General features: G+C 36.3%; 24 protein-coding genes. All 24 read right to left on the reverse strand.

Annotation, left to right across the window (positions count from 1 at the left end):
* Positions 1-5: 5 nt before the first annotated feature.
* The 24 genes from G440_RS0108080 to darB all read right to left on the reverse strand — a co-directional run bounded on the left by G440_RS0108080 (position 6) and on the right by darB (position 22,050).
* Entirely contained in the window at positions 6-1,544 is a 1,539-nt protein-coding gene (locus G440_RS0108080; protein ID WP_026450841.1) for a phytoene desaturase family protein, read from the reverse strand.
* Entirely contained in the window at positions 1,541-5,239 is a 3,699-nt protein-coding gene (locus G440_RS0108085) for a 1-acyl-sn-glycerol-3-phosphate acyltransferase (protein WP_026450842.1), read from the reverse strand. The genes G440_RS0108080 and G440_RS0108085 overlap by 4 nt, the downstream gene beginning before the upstream one ends.
* Complete coding sequence (locus G440_RS0108090; RefSeq protein ID WP_026450843.1) at positions 5,232-6,425, reverse strand: DUF2062 domain-containing protein; 1,194 nt, start codon at positions 6,423-6,425, stop codon at positions 5,232-5,234. Before G440_RS0108090 ends, G440_RS0108085 begins: the two co-directional genes overlap by 8 nt.
* 133 nt (positions 6,426-6,558) lie before the next feature.
* Positions 6,559-7,056 carry a hypothetical protein gene (locus tag G440_RS0108095; RefSeq protein WP_026450844.1) on the reverse strand — a complete coding sequence of 166 codons (498 nt, stop codon included), beginning with the start codon at positions 7,054-7,056 and terminating at the stop codon, positions 6,559-6,561.
* A gap of 81 nt (positions 7,057-7,137) precedes the next feature.
* Positions 7,138-7,506 carry an ApeI family dehydratase gene (locus G440_RS0108100; protein ID WP_026450845.1) on the reverse strand — a complete coding sequence of 123 codons (369 nt, stop codon included), beginning with the start codon at positions 7,504-7,506 and terminating at the stop codon, positions 7,138-7,140.
* Positions 7,507-7,642: 136 nt separating this feature from the next.
* Positions 7,643-8,269: a flexirubin biosynthesis protein LolB2 gene (gene lolB2 / locus G440_RS0108105; protein ID WP_034259237.1), complete on the reverse strand. Its 627-nt coding sequence runs from the start codon at positions 8,267-8,269 to the stop codon at positions 7,643-7,645.
* Complete coding sequence (gene lolA2 / locus G440_RS0108110; protein ID WP_026450847.1) at positions 8,247-8,876, reverse strand: flexirubin biosynthesis/transport protein LolA2; 630 nt, start codon at positions 8,874-8,876, stop codon at positions 8,247-8,249. The genes lolB2 and lolA2 overlap by 23 nt, the downstream gene beginning before the upstream one ends.
* On the reverse strand, positions 8,869-9,645 hold the full coding sequence (locus tag G440_RS0108115; RefSeq protein WP_026450848.1) for a polysaccharide deacetylase family protein: 777 nt from the start codon (positions 9,643-9,645) through the stop codon (positions 8,869-8,871). The genes lolA2 and G440_RS0108115 overlap by 8 nt, the downstream gene beginning before the upstream one ends.
* On the reverse strand, positions 9,639-10,703 hold the full coding sequence (locus tag G440_RS0108120) for a beta-ketoacyl synthase N-terminal-like domain-containing protein (protein ID WP_026450849.1): 1,065 nt from the start codon (positions 10,701-10,703) through the stop codon (positions 9,639-9,641). The genes G440_RS0108115 and G440_RS0108120 overlap by 7 nt, the downstream gene beginning before the upstream one ends.
* A 117-nt stretch (positions 10,704-10,820) precedes the next feature.
* A complete protein-coding gene (locus G440_RS19670; protein WP_157417901.1) occupies positions 10,821-11,081 on the reverse strand; it encodes a hypothetical protein in 261 nt (86 codons plus the stop codon).
* Complete coding sequence (locus tag G440_RS0108130; RefSeq protein WP_026450850.1) at positions 11,062-11,643, reverse strand: ATPase; 582 nt, start codon at positions 11,641-11,643, stop codon at positions 11,062-11,064. Before G440_RS0108130 ends, G440_RS19670 begins: the two co-directional genes overlap by 20 nt.
* A gap of 50 nt (positions 11,644-11,693) precedes the next feature.
* Complete coding sequence (locus G440_RS0108135) at positions 11,694-12,896, reverse strand: beta-ketoacyl-[acyl-carrier-protein] synthase family protein (RefSeq protein ID WP_026450851.1); 1,203 nt, start codon at positions 12,894-12,896, stop codon at positions 11,694-11,696.
* An 85-nt stretch (positions 12,897-12,981) separates the two neighbouring features.
* Complete coding sequence (locus G440_RS0108140; RefSeq protein ID WP_026450852.1) at positions 12,982-13,239, reverse strand: phosphopantetheine-binding protein; 258 nt, start codon at positions 13,237-13,239, stop codon at positions 12,982-12,984.
* On the reverse strand, positions 13,236-13,856 hold the full coding sequence (locus G440_RS0108145) for a hypothetical protein (RefSeq protein WP_026450853.1): 621 nt from the start codon (positions 13,854-13,856) through the stop codon (positions 13,236-13,238). Before G440_RS0108145 ends, G440_RS0108140 begins: the two co-directional genes overlap by 4 nt.
* A gap of 52 nt (positions 13,857-13,908) precedes the next feature.
* Complete coding sequence (locus G440_RS0108150) at positions 13,909-14,961, reverse strand: methyltransferase (protein ID WP_245574843.1); 1,053 nt, start codon at positions 14,959-14,961, stop codon at positions 13,909-13,911.
* Positions 14,962-14,992: 31 nt separating this feature from the next.
* Positions 14,993-16,138 (reverse strand): beta-ketoacyl-[acyl-carrier-protein] synthase family protein, encoded by a 1,146-nt coding sequence (locus G440_RS0108155; protein WP_026450855.1) that lies wholly within the window; start codon positions 16,136-16,138, stop codon positions 14,993-14,995.
* Positions 16,139-16,140: 2 nt separating this feature from the next.
* The gene (locus tag G440_RS0108160; protein ID WP_026450856.1) at positions 16,141-16,569 is read right to left on the reverse strand and encodes an acyl-CoA thioesterase; all 429 of its coding nucleotides are present in this window, start codon (positions 16,567-16,569) and stop codon (positions 16,141-16,143) included.
* Positions 16,559-17,824 (reverse strand): ABC transporter permease, encoded by a 1,266-nt coding sequence (locus G440_RS0108165; RefSeq protein WP_026450857.1) that lies wholly within the window; start codon positions 17,822-17,824, stop codon positions 16,559-16,561. The genes G440_RS0108160 and G440_RS0108165 overlap by 11 nt, the downstream gene beginning before the upstream one ends.
* Positions 17,817-18,560: an ABC transporter ATP-binding protein gene (locus G440_RS0108170; RefSeq protein WP_026450858.1), complete on the reverse strand. Its 744-nt coding sequence runs from the start codon at positions 18,558-18,560 to the stop codon at positions 17,817-17,819. Before G440_RS0108170 ends, G440_RS0108165 begins: the two co-directional genes overlap by 8 nt.
* Before the next feature lie 61 nt (positions 18,561-18,621).
* Positions 18,622-19,617, reverse strand: coding sequence for a BtrH-related acyltransferase DarH (darH, locus tag G440_RS0108175; protein WP_026450859.1), 996 nt, complete (start codon positions 19,615-19,617; stop codon positions 18,622-18,624).
* Positions 19,617-20,018 carry a flexirubin biosynthesis protein DarG gene (DarG, locus tag G440_RS0108180; protein ID WP_026450860.1) on the reverse strand — a complete coding sequence of 134 codons (402 nt, stop codon included), beginning with the start codon at positions 20,016-20,018 and terminating at the stop codon, positions 19,617-19,619. Before DarG ends, darH begins: the two co-directional genes overlap by 1 nt.
* Before the next feature lie 2 nt (positions 20,019-20,020).
* Positions 20,021-20,479 (reverse strand): hotdog family protein, encoded by a 459-nt coding sequence (locus G440_RS0108185; protein WP_034259241.1) that lies wholly within the window; start codon positions 20,477-20,479, stop codon positions 20,021-20,023.
* A complete protein-coding gene (locus tag G440_RS0108190; protein WP_026450862.1) occupies positions 20,479-20,916 on the reverse strand; it encodes a hotdog family protein in 438 nt (145 codons plus the stop codon). Before G440_RS0108190 ends, G440_RS0108185 begins: the two co-directional genes overlap by 1 nt.
* Positions 20,917-22,050: a dialkylresorcinol biosynthesis protein DarB gene (gene darB, locus G440_RS0108195; RefSeq protein ID WP_026450863.1), complete on the reverse strand. Its 1,134-nt coding sequence runs from the start codon at positions 22,048-22,050 to the stop codon at positions 20,917-20,919.
* Positions 22,051-22,054 lie beyond the last annotated feature (4 nt).

The following is a 22,054-nucleotide window of genomic DNA, read 5'->3' on the forward strand; positions in this document are numbered from 1 at the left end:
TATGATTAATTAATTTCCTCTTTTTTGGTTGCGTCCAAGATTTTGTTCAATAAATATTCACCTCCTAATATTTCAGAACATGTAACGACACCACTAATGGTAACCCCTAAAATTCCGTGCATATTTAAGCTTTGTCCTGTAAAATAGAGGTTTTTAATTTTTGTGCGTGGTGATACAAATGACTTTAATGGATTGTCGGCATCCTTTACATAGCCGTACATGGAGCCTCTATTACAGCCTATGTAATCCCTATAAGACAAAGGTGTGGAAGCATATACCGATTTTATACAATCACGAAGGTTAGGAAATTTCTTCTCCAATTCCTTAATAATTACTTCAGATTTCTGAGCTTTAAACTCTTCATAAGTCTGACCGCGTTCGTTTTTATCTGCTGCAGTATTAAAAGTATCTATCCATGGTTTCATTTCATCAAAACGCATATACGTCATTACTGCAATATTATCTCCAAATTCCTCATTGTGTTTTTTTACCCCCATAGACATCATGTATGCTTCTGGCCACGATTCCTGCGTATAATTATGCGCATCCCAAATGTTGCGATAATCTTTAAAATGATAATAGTTATGGTTTAAATATTTAAAACAATTGGGCTTTAAGACCAAGTAAAGACTGAAAGCGGCAATAGTGCTTTCAATATTTTCAATACGGCTGGTATATGATTTCCTAAAATAATCCTGTCCTATTAAATCCAAGGTCATTTTAGGATCTACATTCGAAATAAATATATCGCCTTTTATTGTTTTTCCGTTTGCAGTTTGAACGGCGGTCACCAAACCATTCTCTGTTTCAAATTTAGTGACTTCGTGACGTTTAAATGCTTTTCCACCGTTTTCGCGAAACCGAGCAAGTAGCGCTTTCGTTATTTGACTTCCACCATTTACGCAGCGATACGAGCTTTCAATATATGAATTTACCGAAAGTGCGTGCATATAAAAAGGTGTGCGCTTGCCTTCACCTGCATACAACAAATTGCTCCCGCCCATTACCGCCCGGAGCTTTTCATTTTCTGTTATAGCGTTTATAAATTCCTTTGCTTTCACCTCAAATAAAGAAGTGTTTTCATAATATGGCTTTCCGAGCTTTAAGCCGTAAAGTGGAAAGAAACTACATGTTTCCTTCATTTTATCGCAATACGCATGGATGGCCTCCTCTTCTTCCGGAAAATCCTCCAATAATGTTTTTATAAAATTTTCGTAACCTTGGGCATGGCGGTATTCCTTTGGATCATTATCAAAAGTGATTCTGTCAAAACCATCTTCATCCATTTTTTTCAGCGTGATATCATCCAAAATATCAAGATACTTAAAATAACTATGAAGATTCTGACCTTCTGAAAGTCCGCCAATATAGTGCACTCCAGTATCAAATATCGTTTTATCACGTACAAAGGTTTGAAGGTTGCCACCATATTGTTGGTTTTTCTCCAAGACACAAACGCTATAGCCCTCTTTTGCCAGAATAATGGCCGAAACCAAACCTCCTAAACCACTACCTATGATTACTACATCATATTTCTCACTCATATCGCTGTGTTTGCTATTGCCTTAAATATACTAATATTAGTATCCCGATGCACGTTTTGATAACCCAAAACATTTAGATTTTCTTCGTTATCGATTGTTGCACAGTTTAAGAATACGATAGTTTTTATAGACGAATCGGTGAATTGCGTCATTACTTCTGGCATCATTTTCTCTGAACTTATAATCAAAGTATCAATAGTTGTTTCACTAATTTCCTCAAGAGAAGCAGTAAAATGAAGTCTTCCGTATTTCTGGGTAATGTAGCTATTTTGAAGTATTTCCCTTATTTCTGAATCTTCAATTAAACTGAAAATTTTTCTGTCTGGCCCATCCAGCGCCATTAGGAAATCCAATGTTCCAAAAGCTTCTGAAATATGCGCTACATTTCCCTTCTTATCAATCTTATTGATTATTTCAAAATAGGTTTCCGCATTCTCTTTTAAATCGCGTTTTGCTTTGCGGTACAATCGATCGCCTTTATAACGATATTCCTCCAAAATAATTTTATGGAAATACTTAGGACTTTCTATCTGCTGTCTCAATTTTAAAAGCTCATCATTAAAATAAGCTCTTATTTTCTTCGCTTGCTGCGTGTGATTTTCACCATAGGAAATATCTTCAGCCTTTATTCTCGGAAGTATTTTAACAGTAATACTTCCATCTTTTATTATAAAACTACCTTTCGGATTCACCTCGCTATTTCCGTGAATCAAAACAGGTAGAATATCTAAATTAAATTGATTTGCCAAATAGAAGGCGCCCTTATGAAATCTTCTAACTTTATTGCTTTGACTCCGCGTTCCTTCCGGAAAAACCATGAGCGAATAGCCTTCGTTTATTTTATTCTGAAGTAATTCCAAACTGTTTTCAATTCCGCTGGAAACCGGATAGAAATCTGCTTTCTGCACTGCTTTTCCAAAGACGGGTGAATTATAAACCCAATCGTTCACTAAAAAACAAATTTTAGGATACAACATTCCAACCGCTAAAATATCCAGAAATGAAGTGTGGTTTGCAATAATGACGGCAGGTTTCGAAAAACCTTCTCCTGTTTCATTTAAAATTTTTTTCTTCACAAATGGATTTGTGTACAACACCGATTTCATAAATTTTGAAATCACTTTATGAAACCCATTCATTTTTTTCATTTTAGAAAAAGGCAAAATTGGCATTAAAGTAACGCTGAAGAGGGATAGACAAATTCCACCAAAGCCAAAATAGCCAAATGATACTACGGAATGAACAAACATTCTAGGGCTTATTGGACGTTTTGTTGCGCTGCCGATAAAAAGTTTAAACAGCAACGGCTGCACCGTAAACGCCGTAATCATTGCTGAAAAGATCCCGATAATTGAAACAATGGAAATAGAATATAATGCTGGATGTTTTGCAAAAATCAGTACACCAACCCCCAAAATCGTGGTCAATACGGAAAGCATAATGGAGGTTTTATGCGTTACCATAACTTTTTCGCCAGTCTGGAGTTCCTTCAAGAGACCTTTGGTCATAAAAATGCTGTAATCGATTCCCAATCCAAAAATGAAGGTGGAAATTATTATATTAAAGATGTTAAATTGAATATGAAAAAGCCCCATTATTCCCAAGGTCAAAAACCAAGTGAGGAAAATAGGCGTGATGGTAACCAATGTGAGTGAAAAGCTTCGGAAGAATAAAAACAGGATTAACAAAACGGCCAATAAACAATAACCTATTAACCTGTTGAAGTCGCTTTTAAGATTGCCCAAAAATGTCTCATTCATTTCCTGCCTATCGATCACAATGGTATTTGGAATTCCCTTGAAAACCTCTTTTATTTCAGAAGCATTGTCGTCACCAAGCTTTATCAAGGTGGTTATCGTGGTGAAATCTGCCTTGGTACTGATATAATCCTCTAAAAGAAAGGAAGGGATGTCTTGATAATCCTCCGGTTTTAGAGTTGCGAAATCTTTATTTAGAAGCGTATAGAATTTCTGGAAGGTTTCAGGCTTAAATCCTGTTTCAGCGCCTATTTCAACTAAATTATCTTCGGTGCTTTCTATACGAGATTTATCCCAGAATTTTTTCCACATCGCTATGTTTTCCCGTTGATCCCGCTGCGAATGCACCAACGCACCAATAGAACTAAAATTAGTGATTTTGCCAGCTTTCTTTAACGATTCCAAAGTATTATGGATGGAATCATTGAGTTGTAAAGTTCCTTCCACCGATTTCCCATAAGTAGCCAAATAAACGGATTTTGATGAAATATCCGTCAATTTATCCAAATGCTGCATGGCGGCTTTTATTTCCGCGGGTTCATAGTTGAGTTTTGAAATATCTTTATTGAATTCAACGCGATTAAATGTAAAAGCACTTATTATAAGAGCCACACTCAAGCCAATCAACAACCACTTATTTTTATGGAATGGATAATCCGCAACTTTGTCTAAGATATTGACTTGTTGTTTTTGGGACAGTGGATTCCTATAAAACAATGGAATAAATAAAAGCGCAAAAACCGAAGCTCCTAAAACACTTATGGCTGCGAAAACCCCTAAATCCTGCAAAGCCTGTGAATCTAAAAAGAGAAGACACAAAAACGCCAAAGATGTGGTTAGACTGCTCATTAAAATGGGTTCAGTCACATCTTTATAGAGACTTTCCAAGGTTTCGTTATTCCGAATGTGAGTTAAAATATGCAACGAATAATCCAGCGTCACCCCTAATAAAACAGAACCAATCCCCAGGGAAATAGCAGAAATCTGTTCCCGAATTAAATACAATATCGCCACAGCCAACAAGCCGCCAAAGAGCGTTGGGATAAACAAAATAATAGGAACGTAAAGCCTTCTATAAAAGAAGATAAAAACCAAAATAAGCAATGTAAAAGCAACGCCAACCGTAAACTGGATGTCTTTCTTTATTTGTTGCGCATTCGCTACTGCAATGAGTACGGCTCCAAAGTATTCACTGCTTACTTTTTTTGAATATTTTTCGTTGAGCGTATCTTGAAGTGCGTAGAGTTGTTCAGCAAACTTTCCGTTTTCAGCAGTCTCACTACTGGAAAACTTTGGCGTTATAAAAAGTAGGATGTTCTTTTCGTCCTTGCTTATTAAAAAACCATCCTTTAATACAAAGTCATCGTTAACGCCGAGCTGTCTTAATTTCTTTAGGGCGATAAACGAAAGGCCAAGCGGGTCTCTTAAAATAATATCTTTGGAAACAATTCCCGAAGGTGATATCAAGGTTTTGTAGTTCGCTTCTGTAATAGCCGAAATACTGTCTTTTTGAAGTTTATTGGCAATGGTTTTGTAATCTTCCTTATCCAAAAACAGTGGTAGGTTTTCATAAACAAAACTCATCGTTCGCAGCAAATCATCGTCGTTTACTTTCCCGCGGATACTTTTAATATACTGAGAAGAATTATTTTGAAGACTATCAACAAATTCTGTGGCATATTCGGTAAGAGCATCAATATCTGTAGCATCATCTCGACGGATTGTCACGATGATTTTATCTGTAAAATTGACGGTTTGCAAGACTTTTTGGATGTCTTTTGCGTCACTATTTATAGGAATCAATTTTGATATATCCTCTTCAAAGCGAATTTTGGAAACCAGAAAAACAAGTAAAGAAAGCAACAATAGAAACAGCGCCGCACTTCCCAGTTTATTTTTAAGGAAAAACTTATATACTTTAAAAAACCATTTACCCATTGTCGAAAATCTTTTTCCGTTCAAACAACGTCAAGAATACATAGCCTACGAGCCCACAAATAATTGCACCAGCGACCGAAAGCGCCAAACTGCCAACAATATAGGATTTTAAATATTTCATCAACTCTAAACGGGGATCAATTTCATTCATTGATAGTACAAAATTTTCTCCCAAGAGCCAACTTCCAAGTTTTATACTAAAATAAAGAATGAAGGGAATAAACGGTGGAAGGCTTACGTTTGAGAACGCAAAGGCAATCACCTTGTTCAATTTTAAAAGTATTGCAAGAAAAATAACGGACACGGTGTGGAAACCCCAAATTGGTGAGAACCCAATAAAAACGCCAAGTGCAATGGAAAATGCCTTTTTTTCAGCAGAATCCTCACTCCCCAAAAGGTCTTCCATTAAAAAACGTTTAAGACCTTTTTTTTTTAGTTTTCTGAAGAGATCTCGAGGTTTTATATATAGAAATGCAACAATAACAAACCAAGTATTTAAAATGCTAATGCGTGTAAAATCCTTGAAAGGCCTAAAATGTGAAACTCTATTTTCCAGTTCATAATGAACTTGGATTGGAATGTTTTTTACATCAATACCTTGCCAGGCAGCTTTTACGATTGCTTCAATTTCAAATTCAAACTTATTTGTGTAGAGTTTTAAATCCCTCATCGCAAAAAGCGGGTATAATCTAAAGCCAGATTGTGTATCCTGTAATCGAGCTCCCGTTTCCACCCAAAACCAAAAGTTGGAGAATTTATTTCCAAAGCTGCTCTTTTTTGGTACTCCTAGCTGAGTCATATTTCGTGCGCCAATGAGCAAAATTTCTTTATTTACATCATTTTCCAATGCTTCGATAAATGCAGGAATATCTTCAGGAAAATGTTGTCCATCGCTATCAATACTAATGGCATAATGATACCCTAAACTCTCGGCATGTTTAAAACCTTGGCGGAGTGCGTTGCCCTTTCCCTTATTTTTTGAAAGTTGTATTTGCTGTATTTGCGGAAACTGAACCAGTATTTCTGAAGTGGAATCTGTAGAACCGTCGTTCACCACAATCACAGCTTCGGTATAAACCAAAACACCTTCAATGACCTGTCGCAAAGTTTTGTAATTATTGTAAGTAGGAATAATTACGCAACATTTCAGGTTTTGGAAGTTTTCTGAAAGTAGTTTTTGGTTCATTTGGGAAATTTATTCTCCGCGAACTCTGCGTCTTTGCGGTTAATTGTGCATTGCAGAGACGCAGAGGGCACGGAGCAAATATAGGTTTTAAGAATCGATTTAGAATTGAAGACTAAGCTTTGTTTAATCAAGATCAATTCAGTTTTGCTCTTTCAGATTCATTAAAATTTTCAGAATTTAAAGCAAACCCCTTAATAACATTCTTCAAATCCTTAGAATTTACAGCTGCATAATTCATCAAAATAAATTCCTTGTCTTCCTCAATATCCTCATGATATCCTAGAAATTTTGGAGAATTTTCCTGTACCGACAATCGTAAATAACGGATTTCAATATTAGTATCATCAGCTTTTACTGCAGCTTCAATTAACGAAACACCTTCTTTAAAAAATTCTTTTTTGTGTTTTATGCCTTTGGAAAATTTTGCTGTAAGCGTTAAAATCGCGCCTTTATAAGCTACTAAAACAGGATTATCTGTGGCATTAACATTTGCGAGATCTACATCAAGTTTTGTAGTAATTTCGGAACTCTCAACCGCCTGTGGGTATTCCGCTCGGATCTCATTTAAATCTTGGGCATTGGCAAGCGTAGAAACAAAAAGTATACTGAAAATTAAAAATGAATTTTTCATAAATTACGTTTATAACACAAACTTAACGGGTCTTCCTTCGCCATTCGTAGCTTCCTGTAAAGAATGGCAGACCTGCTAGGTTTAATCAACAATTTTAAATGTAGCATTCAGCTTCAACGCCACTATTTCTTCAAAAGAAGTAACATTCTTTACTTTCACTTCTCCGCTTTCTTCAGTAATATCAATAACCAATTTCAAATCTGGATTTACTTCAGGATTGATAATCGCCATAAATTTTATATTGGAAGAAACGGATAAAAATAAATTTTTTGCAGTTGCTTCTTCGGTCAATTCTTTTATAATTTGAATCATACAAACCCCAGGCATAACAGGGTTTCCAGGGAAATGTCCTTTAAAAATTGAGTGGTATTTGTTTAAGTGAACTTGTGCCGAAATACCGGTTTCAGTGTTTTCGGTGGTAGTAACTTTATATAATCCTTCTATTAGCATAATCGCTTAATTTAGTTTGGGAACCCGAAGGGTTCGAATGTTTATAGAAAATCGTATGTCCCTATGAGTTCGACCCCCTTCGGGGTCGTATTTAAAGATGTTTTGATTTTTCTATAAATATACAATCCCTATGGGATTAGTCGTTTTTAAATTTTTCCAAATCAATCGTAAGCTTGATATTATTGTGTTTTATTACGATTGTATCTGCAATTTCCGCTATGGAAGATGTGAATGCAATTTCCACTTTCTCCTTTGTTTTCGACGTGTTTATTATTTTCACAAGCTTTTCCGAAGTGTCATCCACAAAATAGAAATTGTATCTATTGCCTGATTGCGTCTTATATATTCGTTGATTTTTGTTTTGATAAGCCGTTAAAACCTTTGCGCTTTCATTTACTAATAATTTAAAATCGTCTCTCAAAATATTGATAATAAATTTCTTATCTAAATCTTCAACAACGAAATTCTTTGTAAAAACATCGCCATCAAATTGAAAATCGAATAGTTTACTGCCAAATTCAGTTGTAAAAACGATGCGATGACTTTCGGGTCCTATCTTTTTTATAATTAAAATTCCACCTAAATTCCTTTTGTAAACTTCAATCTTCGCTTTATAAACATAATCAATTTCAGCATTGGAAAAATACGAGTTTTCAACTAGGGTTTTATTGAAATGCACTTCTCGCAAACCTTCTGTAGTTTTTAAGGAACAGGAAGTCAAGACGAAAATGGAAAGGAAACTAATTAGTAAAAATCGAATCATGTATCGCGCCGTTTAAAATTCGATTGTTAAAGACAATTCGTGTAAAATCTTGGGAAGGCTCTACCATTTTCACTTCATGAACCTGAGCATCATCTTTATTAAAAAGCAATTCAAACGATGCGATATAACCCGCTATTTTTTTATCCTTTGGAATAAAAACCGCTTTGTTATATTTTGACGATTTGTAGAAAGAAACAGTAAAATCGGCATCGTTAAACATATTACCCTTTACGCTGTTCACTATCAATTCATTTAATTTTTTAAAGAGCTTGCTATTGCCAATATCCACTTTACTTTTGGCGCCGCCATCGTTAATAAGCAGTTGGTCTTCCTTAAAAATAACGCTGTATTGGTAGGGACTTGTATATTCCCACTTCACCAGATTCGGTGCTTTAAAAACCATTTTTCCAGAAGTCTTAACATCGTTTGCTAAAAAATCGAGGTGTTTATATTGCACAAAATCGGTTTTTATCGTGTTCGTAGTTTTTGCAGAAGCGATAACCTTATCCTTAAACGAATCAATTTCAGAAGAAGACATCGCACTTTCCTGCGCCCGAATCGAGCTACCAATAATAATAAAGATTACTAATAAACAAAAACTACGCATAAGCTTCAATTTCTAACAGCTGATCTACGGGAACCGACTGCAATTCGTGCGATTGCAAAAATAGCAATAACTGTTCCAATACAGCAAGCGTTTTTGCGCTACTGTCATGAAGAAGGATGACATCACCCTTTTTTAAATTGGTTGTAATTCTTTTAAAAATTTTTTCTTCGGAAAGATTGGTCGTGTCTAAGCTACGCTTGCTCCAACCAATAGATTTATGCCCAGTTTTTCGTAAGGCTTTTTTGATATTTGGATTAGTAACTCCAAAAGGTGGGCGAAATAATTTCAATTCTTTTCCAGTTATTTCTTTTAAAAGTGCATTTGCATGATTTAAATCTGCAACCACCTTTTTTGAGGAGAAAAACCCGAAATTTTTAGCGTGTGAAAACGAATGATTTCCAATGCTGTGACCTTCATTTATTATTTGCTGAACTAATTCAGAATACATGTCAGCATTTTTTCCTATTAAGAAGAAAGTAGCTTTTGCTCCGTGTTTCTTCAGAAGTGCTAAAACTTTAGGCGTATAATCTGGGTTCGGGCCGTCGTCAAAAGTGATTGAAACATAATTTTTTGAAACCTTATAGTTATGATTTAAAGATTGTAAATGATAATTCCACCTAATTTGAAATGAGCCGATGGCAGTAATTACAATCCAAATCAACACAAATAAAACGTAAAGCCACACCGGAACATCCCCAAAAAACCCACCGAGCAGTAATCCGAAAAAGATCACCAAAGCAAGCGCGTTTATAGTATAAAATCTCAACATTTTTTTAATAAAACAAGACTATGATTTTGACCGCGATATTGATTATAACACAAGATTGTTTTAACCTCAGCGTTTTCAACTTTATTAATCCGTACAACTTCAGGAATTCTTTGCGTTTTTAAAATTTTTGAAGCCAACCAAACTCCAAAAGCAGACACAGTATTGTTTTCACCCACCAAATGCTTGTAAAAAACCTGCTGGGTTTTGCTGAAAATACCTTCGCGAAGCTGGTTATAATAAACATCGAAATCTACGTCGCCATTATTGCCTAAAACTACTACATCAACATCGGTACTTGTCAAATTGTTCTCTTTCAAAAAACGCTGAATAGTTTTAGAAACCTTTTCTTTTTCAAGCGTATTAAAAGTATCGACTGCCACCAATTCCGCATAACAACTTTCCTTTTTTTCGTTGGAAACCACAAAGAAATTTGCGCCTTCACTAAAAACCGCTCCTTCAGTTTTAGAATTTAAGGCTTCAGAAATTGTAGTAGGCTCGGGTTTAATATGATTAATAACGCGATGCACTTTTGTGGTATGTGCTCCCAATTCCTCTACGCCACCAACTAAAATATCATCTGCTTCAATATTTTCAAGTTGCATTTTTGCATCTAGTAAGGCAGATTCAAATGAAATCGCGGAATGGACATAGGTGAAATTATAGGCTTTACATTCCATTCCTAAGGCAATTTGCCCAGCAACGGTGTTGTGTGTACTTTGAATGAATGATGTAGGGGTTAAATATTGTTCGTTATTATCAATAATGGCACTAACAAATTTTTCAGAATCAATCATACATCCCATTCCGGTGCCGGTGATGATTGCATCCACAGTTTCAATTCCAGCTTCTGCCATCGCAATTTTTGAAGCCACCACGCCCATTTTTATTCCTTTTGCCATTCGGCGAGATGCGGCCGGCGCAATATATTGCTTGTAATCGGGATCTTGAGCGAAAATTACGGTGTCGTTATAATTTGTTATTTCATCTAAAAACATACTGTTATCATACGTTTTTTGAGGTGAAATAGAGGCTATACTGTTTATATATACTTTTTCCATTTGAGGAATTGCTGGTTATGGATTGGGTTCCATTTAAAATTTAGGAGATTTGCAGATTGACATAGGACGATAGGACGTAGACAAAGCCCAAAAGTAGTTAATGAAAAATCATTAAACCTATCCTTTCGGCGATGCTTTTTTGGAAGGTTCATTTACAAGATGGACTTCATTTTCTTTTTTATAGGACTTCGTTTTCTTTGATTCGTTCATTTCGCTTTCCACCTCTTCTGCAGACATTTCCACGATATTGCCATTCCGTTCAAAAACGAAAGGTGTGTTTTTGTATTTTTTGAATGCGATTAGCTTATCAAAAGAAATTTCCAAACCTCGTTCAATTTTAACACACAATTCGGTCAATTCATCTTTCTCCTTCATCATAGTTTTGTTTTAAAAAATTCCATAGTTCCAACTTCAAGATTTGATATTCGGTTTTATCTCCTTTTGCTATCATATCGGGAAGTCTTTCAGAATTATCTATAAATATCCATTTATCCACAATTGGTTTAAAGATACTGAAAAAGTTATTTAAACCGTTTTCATAACGTCTTATAATTATATTTTGAGGGATATTATGCCCGCCTTCCTCAACTCTAATTTTAACTCTATTGATAGCGAGTTCTGAAGATTTCAAGAAGAAAAAGAGCAAGGTTACTTCATAACCTTTTTTTTGAGCCTGAACAACATAATTCTTATAGCTTTTGGTTGCCAATGTAGTTTCAAAAGCAAAATCATCTCCAAAATTCATCAATTCATTTATTCGTTTTAGCATCAATCTGCCAGCTTGGAAGGAACTTTTATCAGGATTGAATGGGGAAAGTCCTCTTGCTATTTCATCTGCATTTACAAACTCGCTACATTTCAAAATATCAGGCAAAATGGTATAGGAAGCCGTTGTCTTTCCGGCACCGTTACAACCTGCAATGATAAAAAGCCTTTTCATTGTGAATGCTTAAAAAGCAAAGATAACCTATTGTGAAATTATAATCGAAATTAAGCCTCTTTTGAAAATATTAAGGTAGAACAATTCCCCCCGAAACCAAGCGAATTTGAAAGAACCGTATTCAACTCTTTCTCCTTCAATTCCGTTTGTGGAAGCAATGAAAACTCTTTCATTGGAGTTTTAAAATTCAAATTTGGAAAAATAACATTATGCTGCAAAGCTAAAACGGAATAAACCGCTTCAATTGCTCCAGCAGCAGCCAAGGTGTGGCCTGTATAAGCTTTTGTAGAACTGAATTCAGGCATTTCATCCCCAAATATTCGAAGTATTGCTCGTCCTTCTGAAAGGTCGTTATTTCCAGTAGCCGTTCCGTGGGCATTGATATAATCTATTTCCGAAGCTTTTAATCCAGCAACTTTCAGGGCTTTCTCCATCGCTAAAGTGGCGCCATCACCATTTTCTGAAGAGGCTGTTTGGTGAAATGCATCGTTCGCATTGCCATAGCCTTTTACATACCCAAGTACTTTTTTATTTTCGGATTTTACTACTTTATCGCTTTCCAAAACCAGAAATGCTGCAGCTTCCCCGAGATTTAAACCTTTTCGATTTTCATCAAAAGGGGTGCTATACGTATCGCTCAAAATCATCAAGGTTTTAAAACCGTTGATGGTGAATTTTGAAAGACAATCCGCGCCACCAACCAAAACCCGATCTAGTTTCCCAGATTTAATCAAACGTGCGCCTAACATGATTGCATTGGCGGCTGAAGAACAGGCTGTACTAATGGTTGTGACCAAACTTTCCTCAATCCCCAATTGCTCGGCGATTTTTTGAGTGGAATCGCCAGCGTGGTGGCTTTCAATGTATTTTTGGGGTTCTTTTTCGGTTAGGTATTCGTAATAATATCTTTCGGTCATATCCATTCCGCCAACACTTGTCCCGGCAACGATACCCGTTTTATATTTTGTGATATCGGTGATTCCAGAATCTGAAATTGCCTCCTTTGCAGCGATAGCACCAAGCATGGCAGTTCGGGAATAGTTATTTGAAGCTGGAAGGTTTAGTTGGGCGATTAATTCAACATTAGAAAATTTAATTTCTCCAACCATAATCTCATCTCGCTGAACCGTTTCAATATGATCAACTCTGGTAATACCTTTTCGTCCCGTTATAAGGGAATCAAAGTTTTCTGCTACATTGTTTCCAATGGCAGAAATTATACCCATTCCAGTTATGGCTACGCCTTTGTTCATTTATGTTATTTCTGATTAAAAGGTCTCGTCTGCACTCGACCGGAAAATGTCTCTTCGAACAGAGTCGAGAGGTTTTGGATAGAAATTACTTTGTGCGGTGTTTTTCAATATAATCTGCCATTACTTGTACAGATTCAAAAATCTTTTTTCCTTCCTTCGGATCGCTTAAACGGATACCGTAATCTTTATCCAACATCACGATAAGTTCCAAAGCGTCAATAGAATCTAAACCAAGTCCGTCGCCAAAAAGCGCGTCGTCATCAGCAATGTCTGTTACTGAAACATCCTCCAGGTTCAACTGCTCGATTATTTTCGTCTTTAATTCTTCTTTTAATTCGCTCATAATGTATTATATAATCTGTTTATTTCTTCCGTGTTATGTTCAATTTCGCCTTCATTCTCAACCAAATACAAAAAAGCTTCGTAGCTATTTTCATCAAAATCTATCCAGCCACAAAGTACTTTTTCAGCTTTCTCGTTTCGCAATAAACTATTGGCATACAGTTGCAAATGTTCGGCATTGAAGCGGTCAAAGATAAAAAAACTATTCTCAGAATAAAGCTTGTGTTTAATACTTATCTCGCCCAAGCAAATATTAGGGAGTGTATAGACAAAAACTGCAGGACTGGGAAAGTATTCGTCAGTGTTTTCAATTGATGCTTGGTGTTTTCTGTCTGTATCTAAACTGGACGCTCTGTTTGAAAAAATCAGTGCTATATTATTTTCAAATTCATCTAAATTTTCATTTTTCAGCAAAACATCCGCCGCCAAAAATGCCAACTTGCTAAGATTATCCATTTTAAAAAACTTGGAATAATCCGTATTTAGAAACTTATAGGTGTTTTTTATAAAGACTGGGAATTCTTCAGCTTGATCCATAAAAAGTATTTCTCCATTTACGGAAAGGCTTTGGTTTTTTATATGGCAATAACTTTTTATGTGAAATTCCTTCTGCAACATTTAACGCTAAAATTCAATTTTTAAAAATCCCGATTACGGAGCGGAGCCTTATTTATGAAGCTTTCTTTTTACAAACGAGCATCGTGTGATAATCGCCCAAAGCAATATCTTCCTGCAATTGCAGACCTGCTTTATCAAGCAACCTCAAAAATACGCTGGCTGGATACATTTTGCTATTTCCGTTTGCGAGCACAGTAAAATATAGAGAAGTAGCTTCTAGAATAAATTGGGAAGCACGAAATTCCTGCCTATCTGTAAAGGTTTCTACGATGACAAGTTCAGCCTCAGATTCCATTGACTCGGCGCAAGTACTTAAAACCTTTACAATTTCATCTTCAGAAAAACAATCTAAAAACTGGCACATCCATATAAGGTCTGCTCCAGTTGGAATTTGAGGATTTTGGGAAAGCCAATCGATTGCGTGGCCTTTTATTCTATCTTCAAAACCATTGTCTTTTGCATTGGCCAAAGCCATCTTCAACTGTCCTGGTAAATCGACAATTGTCACTTTCACATCTGTATCAAAATCACAGCATCTAATGGAAAATTTACCTGTATTCCCTCCAATGTCAAATAGTTTTTTGGGTTTTCTTTCAAAAATTTTTTGAAGTGCCTCAGCAAAAATATCATCAGAATAGTGATGATCAAAGTCAAACCAAGCTTTTTGTTCATCGGGTTTCATTTGCGATAGACCTTCATAAATGGTTGGCCATTGGCCGAGTTCTTTAAGACCTTCGGGTTTTCCGGTCTTTATAGATTCATTTAAGTGAAACAGGCCTTTGTAACATACATCGTGCGTAAAATTGAGGTTTACACTGGCAGTTTCATTATAATTTAGAAAATAGCCCACTTTGGTAAGTTCATAATTATCAGTTTCATTTTTACTGACAATATTAGAAGTTAAAGCAATTTCTAAAAGCACACCAACCCCATACGGACTCAAGGAAAGGGTTTCAGAAATTTCTTCGGCGGTAGGCCCGCCTTTTTTTCTCTGATCAAAAATGTAATTTAGAATACCGAGTTTCCGAAGTGAAACTGAGGCCTGAAAAACAAAAGGTGCAAATGCAATCTTATGCGCTTCCTCCAAAGCTTCCAGTGCGTTCATTTTTTTTATAGACTTTGACATTTATGGTTGGTTAGTTGTAACTTTTCAAGATCACCGCAGTGTTGCAACCTCCAAAGCCAGATGCGGTTTTTAAGAAGGTATTCAAGGTTTTTGGCGTATTAGTTTTAATGACGTTTATTTTTTTTGAAACCCCAAGTTCGGAAAATCCTTTGGAAGAAAAAAGAATATTTTGTCTTAAAGACTTCATTCCCACGATGGTTTCCAGTAATCCCGAAGCTCCAAGCGTATGTCCAAAATAACCCTTTAAGCTATTTAGTGGTGTATTTTCCAGTCCAATTCTATTAAATGCAATGGCCTCCATTTCGTCATTGAAGGATGTTGCAGTACCGTGTGCAGAAATATAATCTATTTCTGAAACACTGATGTTTGCTTCTTTTAGGGCAGCTCTTACACTTCGGAAAAGCCCTTCTCCGGTTCGCGACGGCCCAGAAATATGATTAGCATCGTTGCAAGTGACATCACCCAAAATTTCAACGGCATCATCCGAAAGGTTTTTAACGTTGGAAGTTACCAAAATACTGGCTGCCACTTCGCCAAGATTAATTCCAATTCTATTTTTATCATAAGGCTTACAGGGTTCTGCTGATAAAGCTTGAAAGGAATTAAATCCTGAAAGAATAAACTTCGTAAGTAAATCACCGCTTGTTATAAAAATATGATCGTATTTCTTTTCGGAAATAAATCGTTTCGCCGCTGAAATAGCTAAAACGCCGGAAACACAAGCATTTGAAAGAACTATTGCTTCGTTTTGAAAGCCGAAAAAATCTTGAATTGTTTTTCCCAATTCACTTAAATAGGCACGACTTTCGGGGAAATTACTATCTTTTTCAAGTACATCAATATTTCCCTTTGTGGTTGAAATTATAAGTCCTACTCTTTCATCTAAAGCAATTTCTGAAGTATCAATCACTTTTTTCAATGAAAGAATCATCATTTGTTCAAGTTTTGTAAACTTTGGGGCGTCTCCAATTTTCTTGAATTCCGTATTTATTATTTCCGAAGAAATCATGGAAGCACAAAAAGGTAATGGTAAAAGTGAAGTGTCTTCAAACAATTGAAGCCCCGAAACTCCATTAGAGATATTTTCAACAACCGTCTGGCTATCAAAACCTAAACTGCAAAAAATATTATTATGTGAAAGATAGGTTTTAATCATTTTTAAAGCTCCATTTTTTCCAACCAATTTGCGAAAAAATCGGGTTTCGTTAAAACCAGTTCACCTTTTTCATTTAAAAAAACCTGTATAGTTTCGCCCAAACAAACCAATCGACCTTTTGGATCAAAAATTCGATATTTAAAAATCATTTTTGCGGCTCGCGAAGGAATATAAGTTGTTTTTATGGTTGCCACATCTCCATAACGAAGTGGTAGTTTATGTTCGCAACAAGACGAAACAATCGGGGAAGTGTAACCGTTTGCTTTTTGTTCTAAATAGGAGATGCCGTGCTCACGCCCAAAAGCCTCCCGACCATCCTCAAAATATTGAATGTAATTGCCGTGCCAAACGATTCCCAACGGATCGGTTTCTGTGAAACGTACGCGAATTTCAGAAGTGAAACTTATTTCGTTTATATTTTCAGACGGCATTTTTTCTTTGATTATAAATTATAGCAATTATCGTTGTTGTAAGGAAGAATAACAATAGTAACAAAATTCGAGGAAGTATTTCAGCAAATTGCATGTTTCTTAAAAAAACATCGTAAAAAGCCTCTAACCCCCAGTTCATTGGCGAAATTTTTGAAATCAATTGCATAAATTTCGGCATTACAAAAACGGGAACCCAAACACCCCCGAGAGCCGCCAGGATAACTACCAAAGTTGATCCAAAAGGAGCCGCCTGCTCTTGTGTTTCTGCGATGGTTCCTAAAAGCAACCCTAATCCAATTGCCGCCAAACCTGAAAAAAGTGCAACCAAGTATAACATGGCTAACTTGCCCGAAACATCAAGTCCTGGAAGGCCAATAGCTGGAAAAAGATAAATTCCTACAAGCAACATCAATGTAAATTGAATTAAACAAACCACTAGATAAACGAGCGTTTTCCCTCCTAAAACTGTGGCGTAATTTACGGGTGTAGTTCGCAAACGAACGAAAGTGCCTTGATTTTTTTCCTTCACTAAATTGATAGAAAGCGGAACGATTATAAAGAAAATAGCAAACAGCGTCCAAGCAGGAATGTTATGTTGGGCCGAGTTGGGAATTATTTCCTTATTCCCCTTTGTGGGACGTATTTCTTTAAAGGCTATAAAATTCTCCGTATCGAAAATTGGTTCCGTTTCTTCACCTAGTTCAGTTTGAAAAGTTTTATAAATGCTTTGTGTTTCAATTTTTGAAATCATTTTATCGATTCCGTTTTTCACTGAAGATTTAAAACTCACTTGAGTTGCAGGGTCAAAATAGAGTCGGACTTCCTTTTGCGGAATGGTCTCTTTCGGAGTTATTAAACTATCTTCTTCCAACCCGAATTTCGCTAAAATACCTCCCACATTTTGATTTACTTTCTTTTGAAGAGAGGTAGAAAGATTTTCTGGAATTACGATTGCCAATTGATATTTTCCAGCAAAAACAGCATCTTTCGCCTCTTCCTCAGTATTTTTCAGAAGTATTTCGAAGGAATTAGATTCAGCAAGATTTTCAATTATGTTTTTTGAAACTTCACCTTGGTCGTTATCCACCAGAAGAACGGGAATTCTTACATCACTAATTGTTTTAAAAGTGCTGTCTTGAACCAGCGTTATCACAATCAATAGCAATAAAGGCATGATAAATAGAATGGCAATTCCGCCTAAATCGCGGGTCAGCAAAATCATTTCCTTATATGTGGAGGCCCAGAGTTTATGCATAATCACGAAGCCCTTTCCCGGTTTGTACCAAAAATACATCTTCCAGGTTATTGGCGCCAGTTTGATTTTTTATCAATTCGGAAGGAATTCCTTTTATAATGATTTCGCCATTGTCAATAATAGCAACGTGGGTACAAAAAACTTCTGCTTCATTTAAATGATGCGAAGTGTAAATAATAGTGGCTCCTTGTTTATTCAGCAATTTTAAATGATCGATAATCACGTTTTTGGATTGTACATCTACCCCAACTGTAGGCTCATCAAGAAACAACACTTTGGGTTGGTGAAGAATTCCAGCAATCAAATTTACTCTGCGTTTCATTCCTCCAGAAAAAGTGGCGGTTTTTTTATCGGAGAATTTTGAAAGTCCCATAATCTCTAGATGCTCGCAAATGGATTTTTTTAGGGTTTCCCCTTTAATTCCGTACATACTCCCAAAATATTGCAAGTTTTCAAAAGCGGTAAGTGTTGGATAAAGTGCGTACTCTTGTGGCACGATTCCAATAAGTTGTTTTAATTGGTTTTTATTATCCTTAAAATTCAATCCGTTGATTGTAAATGAACCTGAGGTAGGTTTTAATAGGGAAGTTAACATGGAAATAAGCGTCGTTTTTCCTGCGCCGTTTGGCCCGAGCAAACCATAGATTTCACCGGGTTCAACTTTCAAACTAAGGTCTTTCACCGAAAAGAATTCGGCGCCTTTGTATTTTTTTGAAAGTTGGTTTATTTGTATCATTTTTCCCCTAAATCCCCAAAGGGGACTTTTATACCATTATAAGTCATTAAATCATAACTTTTTAAATGGCTTTTTTCAGCTTCATAAAAAACACTTTTTCCAAGTTGGCAATATGGTCTAATTGATCGGCAACTTTATTATAGCTATCTGTCTGTGCACTACGATTTTTATAAATTCTTGAAGCTTCAACAGCGAAATCTCGCCATAGATCACCTATTTCGGTCATTTCTTTTGAAAGTTCAATTAACTTTTCATTTTTCAACATTTTGCCAGATTCCTGTAAAAATGCGGCATAAATATAGCGAAAGCCACCGCCCCCAGTACCTATTTCTTCTTGCATTCGCACCACCTGACCTAAATAATGGTTTGCAGTTTTAACTCCTTTTTTCTTGGGCCATTTGCGGATCAGTTTTGCGATGGTATGAATACCCTTCACTCCAACATAGGGGACTGGTGCCAACATCGCCTTACAAGTATCTTTAATGCCCTTTACAATAGCAGTTTCAAGATCTAGTTTTTCAGGAAAAGAAATTGGGTAATACATATGTCCCTTGGGAGCAAAAGCACCTTTTGCAAAACGCACTTTTTCCAATTCCTTTTCAGAGAGTGTTGTTACCACTTCCATTACTGGATCGCTAATTAAATAACGATCGTCTTTCTTTCCATAAACCACCATATTGTGGGCGTTGAAATGAAAACGATATTCATCTGGAAAATAGAGAAGATTATAAACTCCAACCTGTAAGCCTACAGGATTGTTTTGTTCAAGATTTTCATCCAAACGCGCTTTAGCTTCTTTCGGATTACTAAATTTCTCGCGTTTCATTTTAATACCCGTACGTTTGGCAAACTTTTTAAAAATATGCCCAGGTAATGCGCGATACGTAATCACTGGGGCATGATTCACTTTTAAAAAAGGTATATAACAATAAAGCAGACCACTACCAATACCAAAAACCATTGGTTCGCTAACACTGAAGCCATTGTGTTTCATCAGGTTCGATATCACGCCATTTTCGCAATGGGCGGATTGATGATGAGTGAAATCTATTTCCATTATTTTGAAATGTTCTGAAGTTCATCTACCGAAATCTCAAAAACGGCAGCATATTTATTTAAGGTTTTAGCGCTTAACCCCTTAAAAACGGATGGTTTAAAATGTCGTTTTACTTTCCATTGCCAAAAGCCAACGTAACTCGCCAATATACTAACGTCCATTTTATGAAGTTCCATATAATATTCAATGGGACTGGTTTTACCGTCAATTACACGGTTTTTAGCATCTTCAATACGCTCGTTTATTTCTTCAATTGCATTGTTTAAGGCGACTGTTTTTGGTTCCCAACCGCTACTGTTTTCAGTGGTATATTCGCCATTTTCATCAACGGCATAACAGAGTTCACGGAAATTTGCCGACTCCAAATTGCTTTTGTCTTGTGGCACTTCTTTCTTCTTCATAATCAGACTTCATGGATTAAAAAATTCATGGTAGAAGATACAATTAATTTTTCACCGAGAAAGGTTTCCGCTTCAAAGCTGCACATAGTCATTTCGCCTGTATCCAACCTAGAAAGTAATTTTGCTTTGGTAACAATAGTTTCGCCCAGACCTGGAAGTTCAAAGATTTCAATTCTTTTGATTGCACTTATATAACCAACAAGTTTATTACCTGTTCCTTCGAGATCGTCTTTGTCAAAAAAAGTTTGTCCCACCACGCCAGAAGCAGCTTGGGCAGCATTTTCAATTAGTCCGGTTTCCGATAATTTTCCGTTTCTCAAGAAAACGCAATCTTCTAAAATATGAAATTGTGTTGCTACAGAATTGTCATCTATTTCCAAAACAGAGCTTACCATAAGCATCGGTTTGCGATGTGGTAGAAAGTTTGAAATATCAAGATTTGAAATGTCTGTTATTTTCATCAGTTAGCCAATACAGTTTTCATTTCACTAGAAGCAATCATTTTTCCATCGCATTTGGTCTCTGCAGAAACCAAGGTAACACCCATAATATCGTGAAGGATAACTATGGTTGTAACTAGCTCTTTTCCGATGGAAGGAAGCTGAAAAATCTCAGCTTTTTTGATGGCGCCAATATAACCGGTGGGGGCATCTTCCTTTTTTAGAAAAAATCGATAACCAGTATAAAGGGCAACGGATTGCGCCATATGCTCAATCAAGCCGGGAGCGGTAAATTTATTGTTTTGCACGAAAATATTTTCTTCGGAAATAGTCAATCCAGCGACCACCTTTTTATCTTCAAAATGAAGTAATTTATCAACCATTACAAACGGTGCTTTCTGCGGAATTAGTTTTCCGATGAAATCTTTATCCGTTATCTTTTTGGTGAAGACATCCATTTACACAAGCGTTAAATAGGCGTAGGAATAAGCAAACCGGGCACTTTCTGGTACTTGCAGAAATATTTTGTCACCTTTTTTTAGTTTTCCGGAATGTACCAACTCTTCTAACATAAGGTAGACAGAACCAGCACCAACATTTCCAACTTTTTCTAGGTTTATAAACCATTTATCCCAAGGCAAATGGAGCTCTTGGCGTTCAATTTCGTTGTAAAGATTTTCTTTAAAATAATATGAGGAAATATGAGGTAGGTAATAATCTATATCATCTTCTGTGATATTGTGCTTTGCCATAGCATCTTTCATGCTTTCAACGCCTTTTTGAAGAATGTTTTCAGCTAACAATTTCACATCCTGTTTCATTGCGAAAAGTGACATTTTACCCCAAACATCTGCCGGATATTCACTCCAAGGTTTCAAGCTTCCGTCTTCTAATTTATCGCCACCAGCATACATACAAGTGTCAAGTTCGAAGGCATAGCTGTAACCTTCCATCCATTCTATTTTAAGTGGTGTTTCACCATTTGGTTCACTCTCTAAAAGAACTGCCCCAGCGCCGTCAGAAAGCATCCATCGTAAAAATTCTTTATTGAAAGCGAGGATTGGATTTTCTTCTATTTCTTTTAAGTGTGCAACTTCGTCTTCAAAAATATCAGATCTCATCCAAGAGGAAGTTCTTTCGGAACCTGTACAGACCGCATTTTTTACTTGATCAGATTTTATAGCCATAAAACCGTATTTCAAAGCGTTCATTCCACTACAGCAAGCGCCAGAAGGGGAATTTACTTCAAGGTTTCCATTCTTTAAGAATCCATGGACCATGGCTGCATGGCTAGGTAAAATCTGGTCTGGACTTGACGTACCGCAAGACAGCAATTCTATATCGTTTTTACTAAAGGAATCGTCGCACAAAGCTTCAACGGCTTCCGCCGTAAGTTGCGCGTTATTATGTGTTACATTTCCGTTTGCATCTATTGCGTAATACCGGGTTTTTATTTTATTATTTCGAAGGATTAAACGGCGCGCTTTGGATGTTTTTCCATTAATAACTCCTAGCTTCTCCTCCATGGAATCGTTGTCTACGGGGTCATTGGGCAAGAACTTTGCAATCCTTGTTATGTATACGTTCTTCATTAAT

The organism is Aequorivita capsosiphonis DSM 23843 (assembly GCF_000429125.1).
In the GTDB taxonomy this organism is placed as follows: domain Bacteria; phylum Bacteroidota; class Bacteroidia; order Flavobacteriales; family Flavobacteriaceae; genus Aequorivita; species Aequorivita capsosiphonis.

Bases quoted from the DNA above. Each gene is read 5' to 3' on its own strand.
- G440_RS0108130 (WP_026450850.1), bottom strand. From the start codon at position 11,643: ATGAAAAGGCTTTTTATCATTGCAGGTTGTAACGGTGCCGGAAAGACA.
- darB (WP_026450863.1), bottom strand. From the start codon at position 22,050: ATGAAGAACGTATACATAACAAGGATTGCAAAGTTCTTGCCCAATGAC.
- G440_RS0108080 (WP_026450841.1), bottom strand. From the start codon at position 1,544: ATGAGTGAGAAATATGATGTAGTAATCATAGGTAGTGGTTTAGGAGGT.
- G440_RS0108090 (WP_026450843.1), bottom strand. From the start codon at position 6,425: ATGAACCAAAAACTACTTTCAGAAAACTTCCAAAACCTGAAATGTTGC.
- G440_RS0108150 (WP_245574843.1), bottom strand. From the start codon at position 14,961: ATGAACGCACTGGAAGCTTTGGAGGAAGCGCATAAGATTGCATTTGCA.
- DarG (WP_026450860.1), bottom strand. From the start codon at position 20,018: ATGAAGAAGAAAGAAGTGCCACAAGACAAAAGCAATTTGGAGTCGGCA.
- G440_RS0108155 (WP_026450855.1), bottom strand. From the start codon at position 16,138: ATGATTAAAACCTATCTTTCACATAATAATATTTTTTGCAGTTTAGGT.
- G440_RS0108190 (WP_026450862.1), bottom strand. From the start codon at position 20,916: ATGGATGTCTTCACCAAAAAGATAACGGATAAAGATTTCATCGGAAAA.
- G440_RS0108170 (WP_026450858.1), bottom strand. From the start codon at position 18,560: ATGATACAAATAAACCAACTTTCAAAAAAATACAAAGGCGCCGAATTC.
- lolA2 (WP_026450847.1), bottom strand. From the start codon at position 8,876: ATGCGTAGTTTTTGTTTATTAGTAATCTTTATTATTATTGGTAGCTCG.
- G440_RS0108140 (WP_026450852.1), bottom strand. From the start codon at position 13,239: ATGAGCGAATTAAAAGAAGAATTAAAGACGAAAATAATCGAGCAGTTG.
- G440_RS0108085 (WP_026450842.1), bottom strand. From the start codon at position 5,239: ATGGGTAAATGGTTTTTTAAAGTATATAAGTTTTTCCTTAAAAATAAA.
- G440_RS19670 (WP_157417901.1), bottom strand. From the start codon at position 11,081: ATGATGAAGGAGAAAGATGAATTGACCGAATTGTGTGTTAAAATTGAA.
- G440_RS0108160 (WP_026450856.1), bottom strand. From the start codon at position 16,569: ATGCCGTCTGAAAATATAAACGAAATAAGTTTCACTTCTGAAATTCGC.
- G440_RS0108100 (WP_026450845.1), bottom strand. From the start codon at position 7,506: ATGCTAATAGAAGGATTATATAAAGTTACTACCACCGAAAACACTGAA.
- G440_RS0108120 (WP_026450849.1), bottom strand. From the start codon at position 10,703: ATGGAAAAAGTATATATAAACAGTATAGCCTCTATTTCACCTCAAAAA.
- darH (WP_026450859.1), bottom strand. From the start codon at position 19,617: ATGGAAATAGATTTCACTCATCATCAATCCGCCCATTGCGAAAATGGC.
- lolB2 (WP_034259237.1), bottom strand. From the start codon at position 8,269: ATGATTCGATTTTTACTAATTAGTTTCCTTTCCATTTTCGTCTTGACT.
- G440_RS0108115 (WP_026450848.1), bottom strand. From the start codon at position 9,645: ATGTTGAGATTTTATACTATAAACGCGCTTGCTTTGGTGATCTTTTTC.
- G440_RS0108145 (WP_026450853.1), bottom strand. From the start codon at position 13,856: ATGTTGCAGAAGGAATTTCACATAAAAAGTTATTGCCATATAAAAAAC.
- G440_RS0108135 (WP_026450851.1), bottom strand. From the start codon at position 12,896: ATGAACAAAGGCGTAGCCATAACTGGAATGGGTATAATTTCTGCCATT.
- G440_RS0108185 (WP_034259241.1), bottom strand. From the start codon at position 20,479: ATGAAAATAACAGACATTTCAAATCTTGATATTTCAAACTTTCTACCA.
- G440_RS0108165 (WP_026450857.1), bottom strand. From the start codon at position 17,824: ATGCATAAACTCTGGGCCTCCACATATAAGGAAATGATTTTGCTGACC.
- G440_RS0108095 (WP_026450844.1), bottom strand. From the start codon at position 7,056: ATGAAAAATTCATTTTTAATTTTCAGTATACTTTTTGTTTCTACGCTT.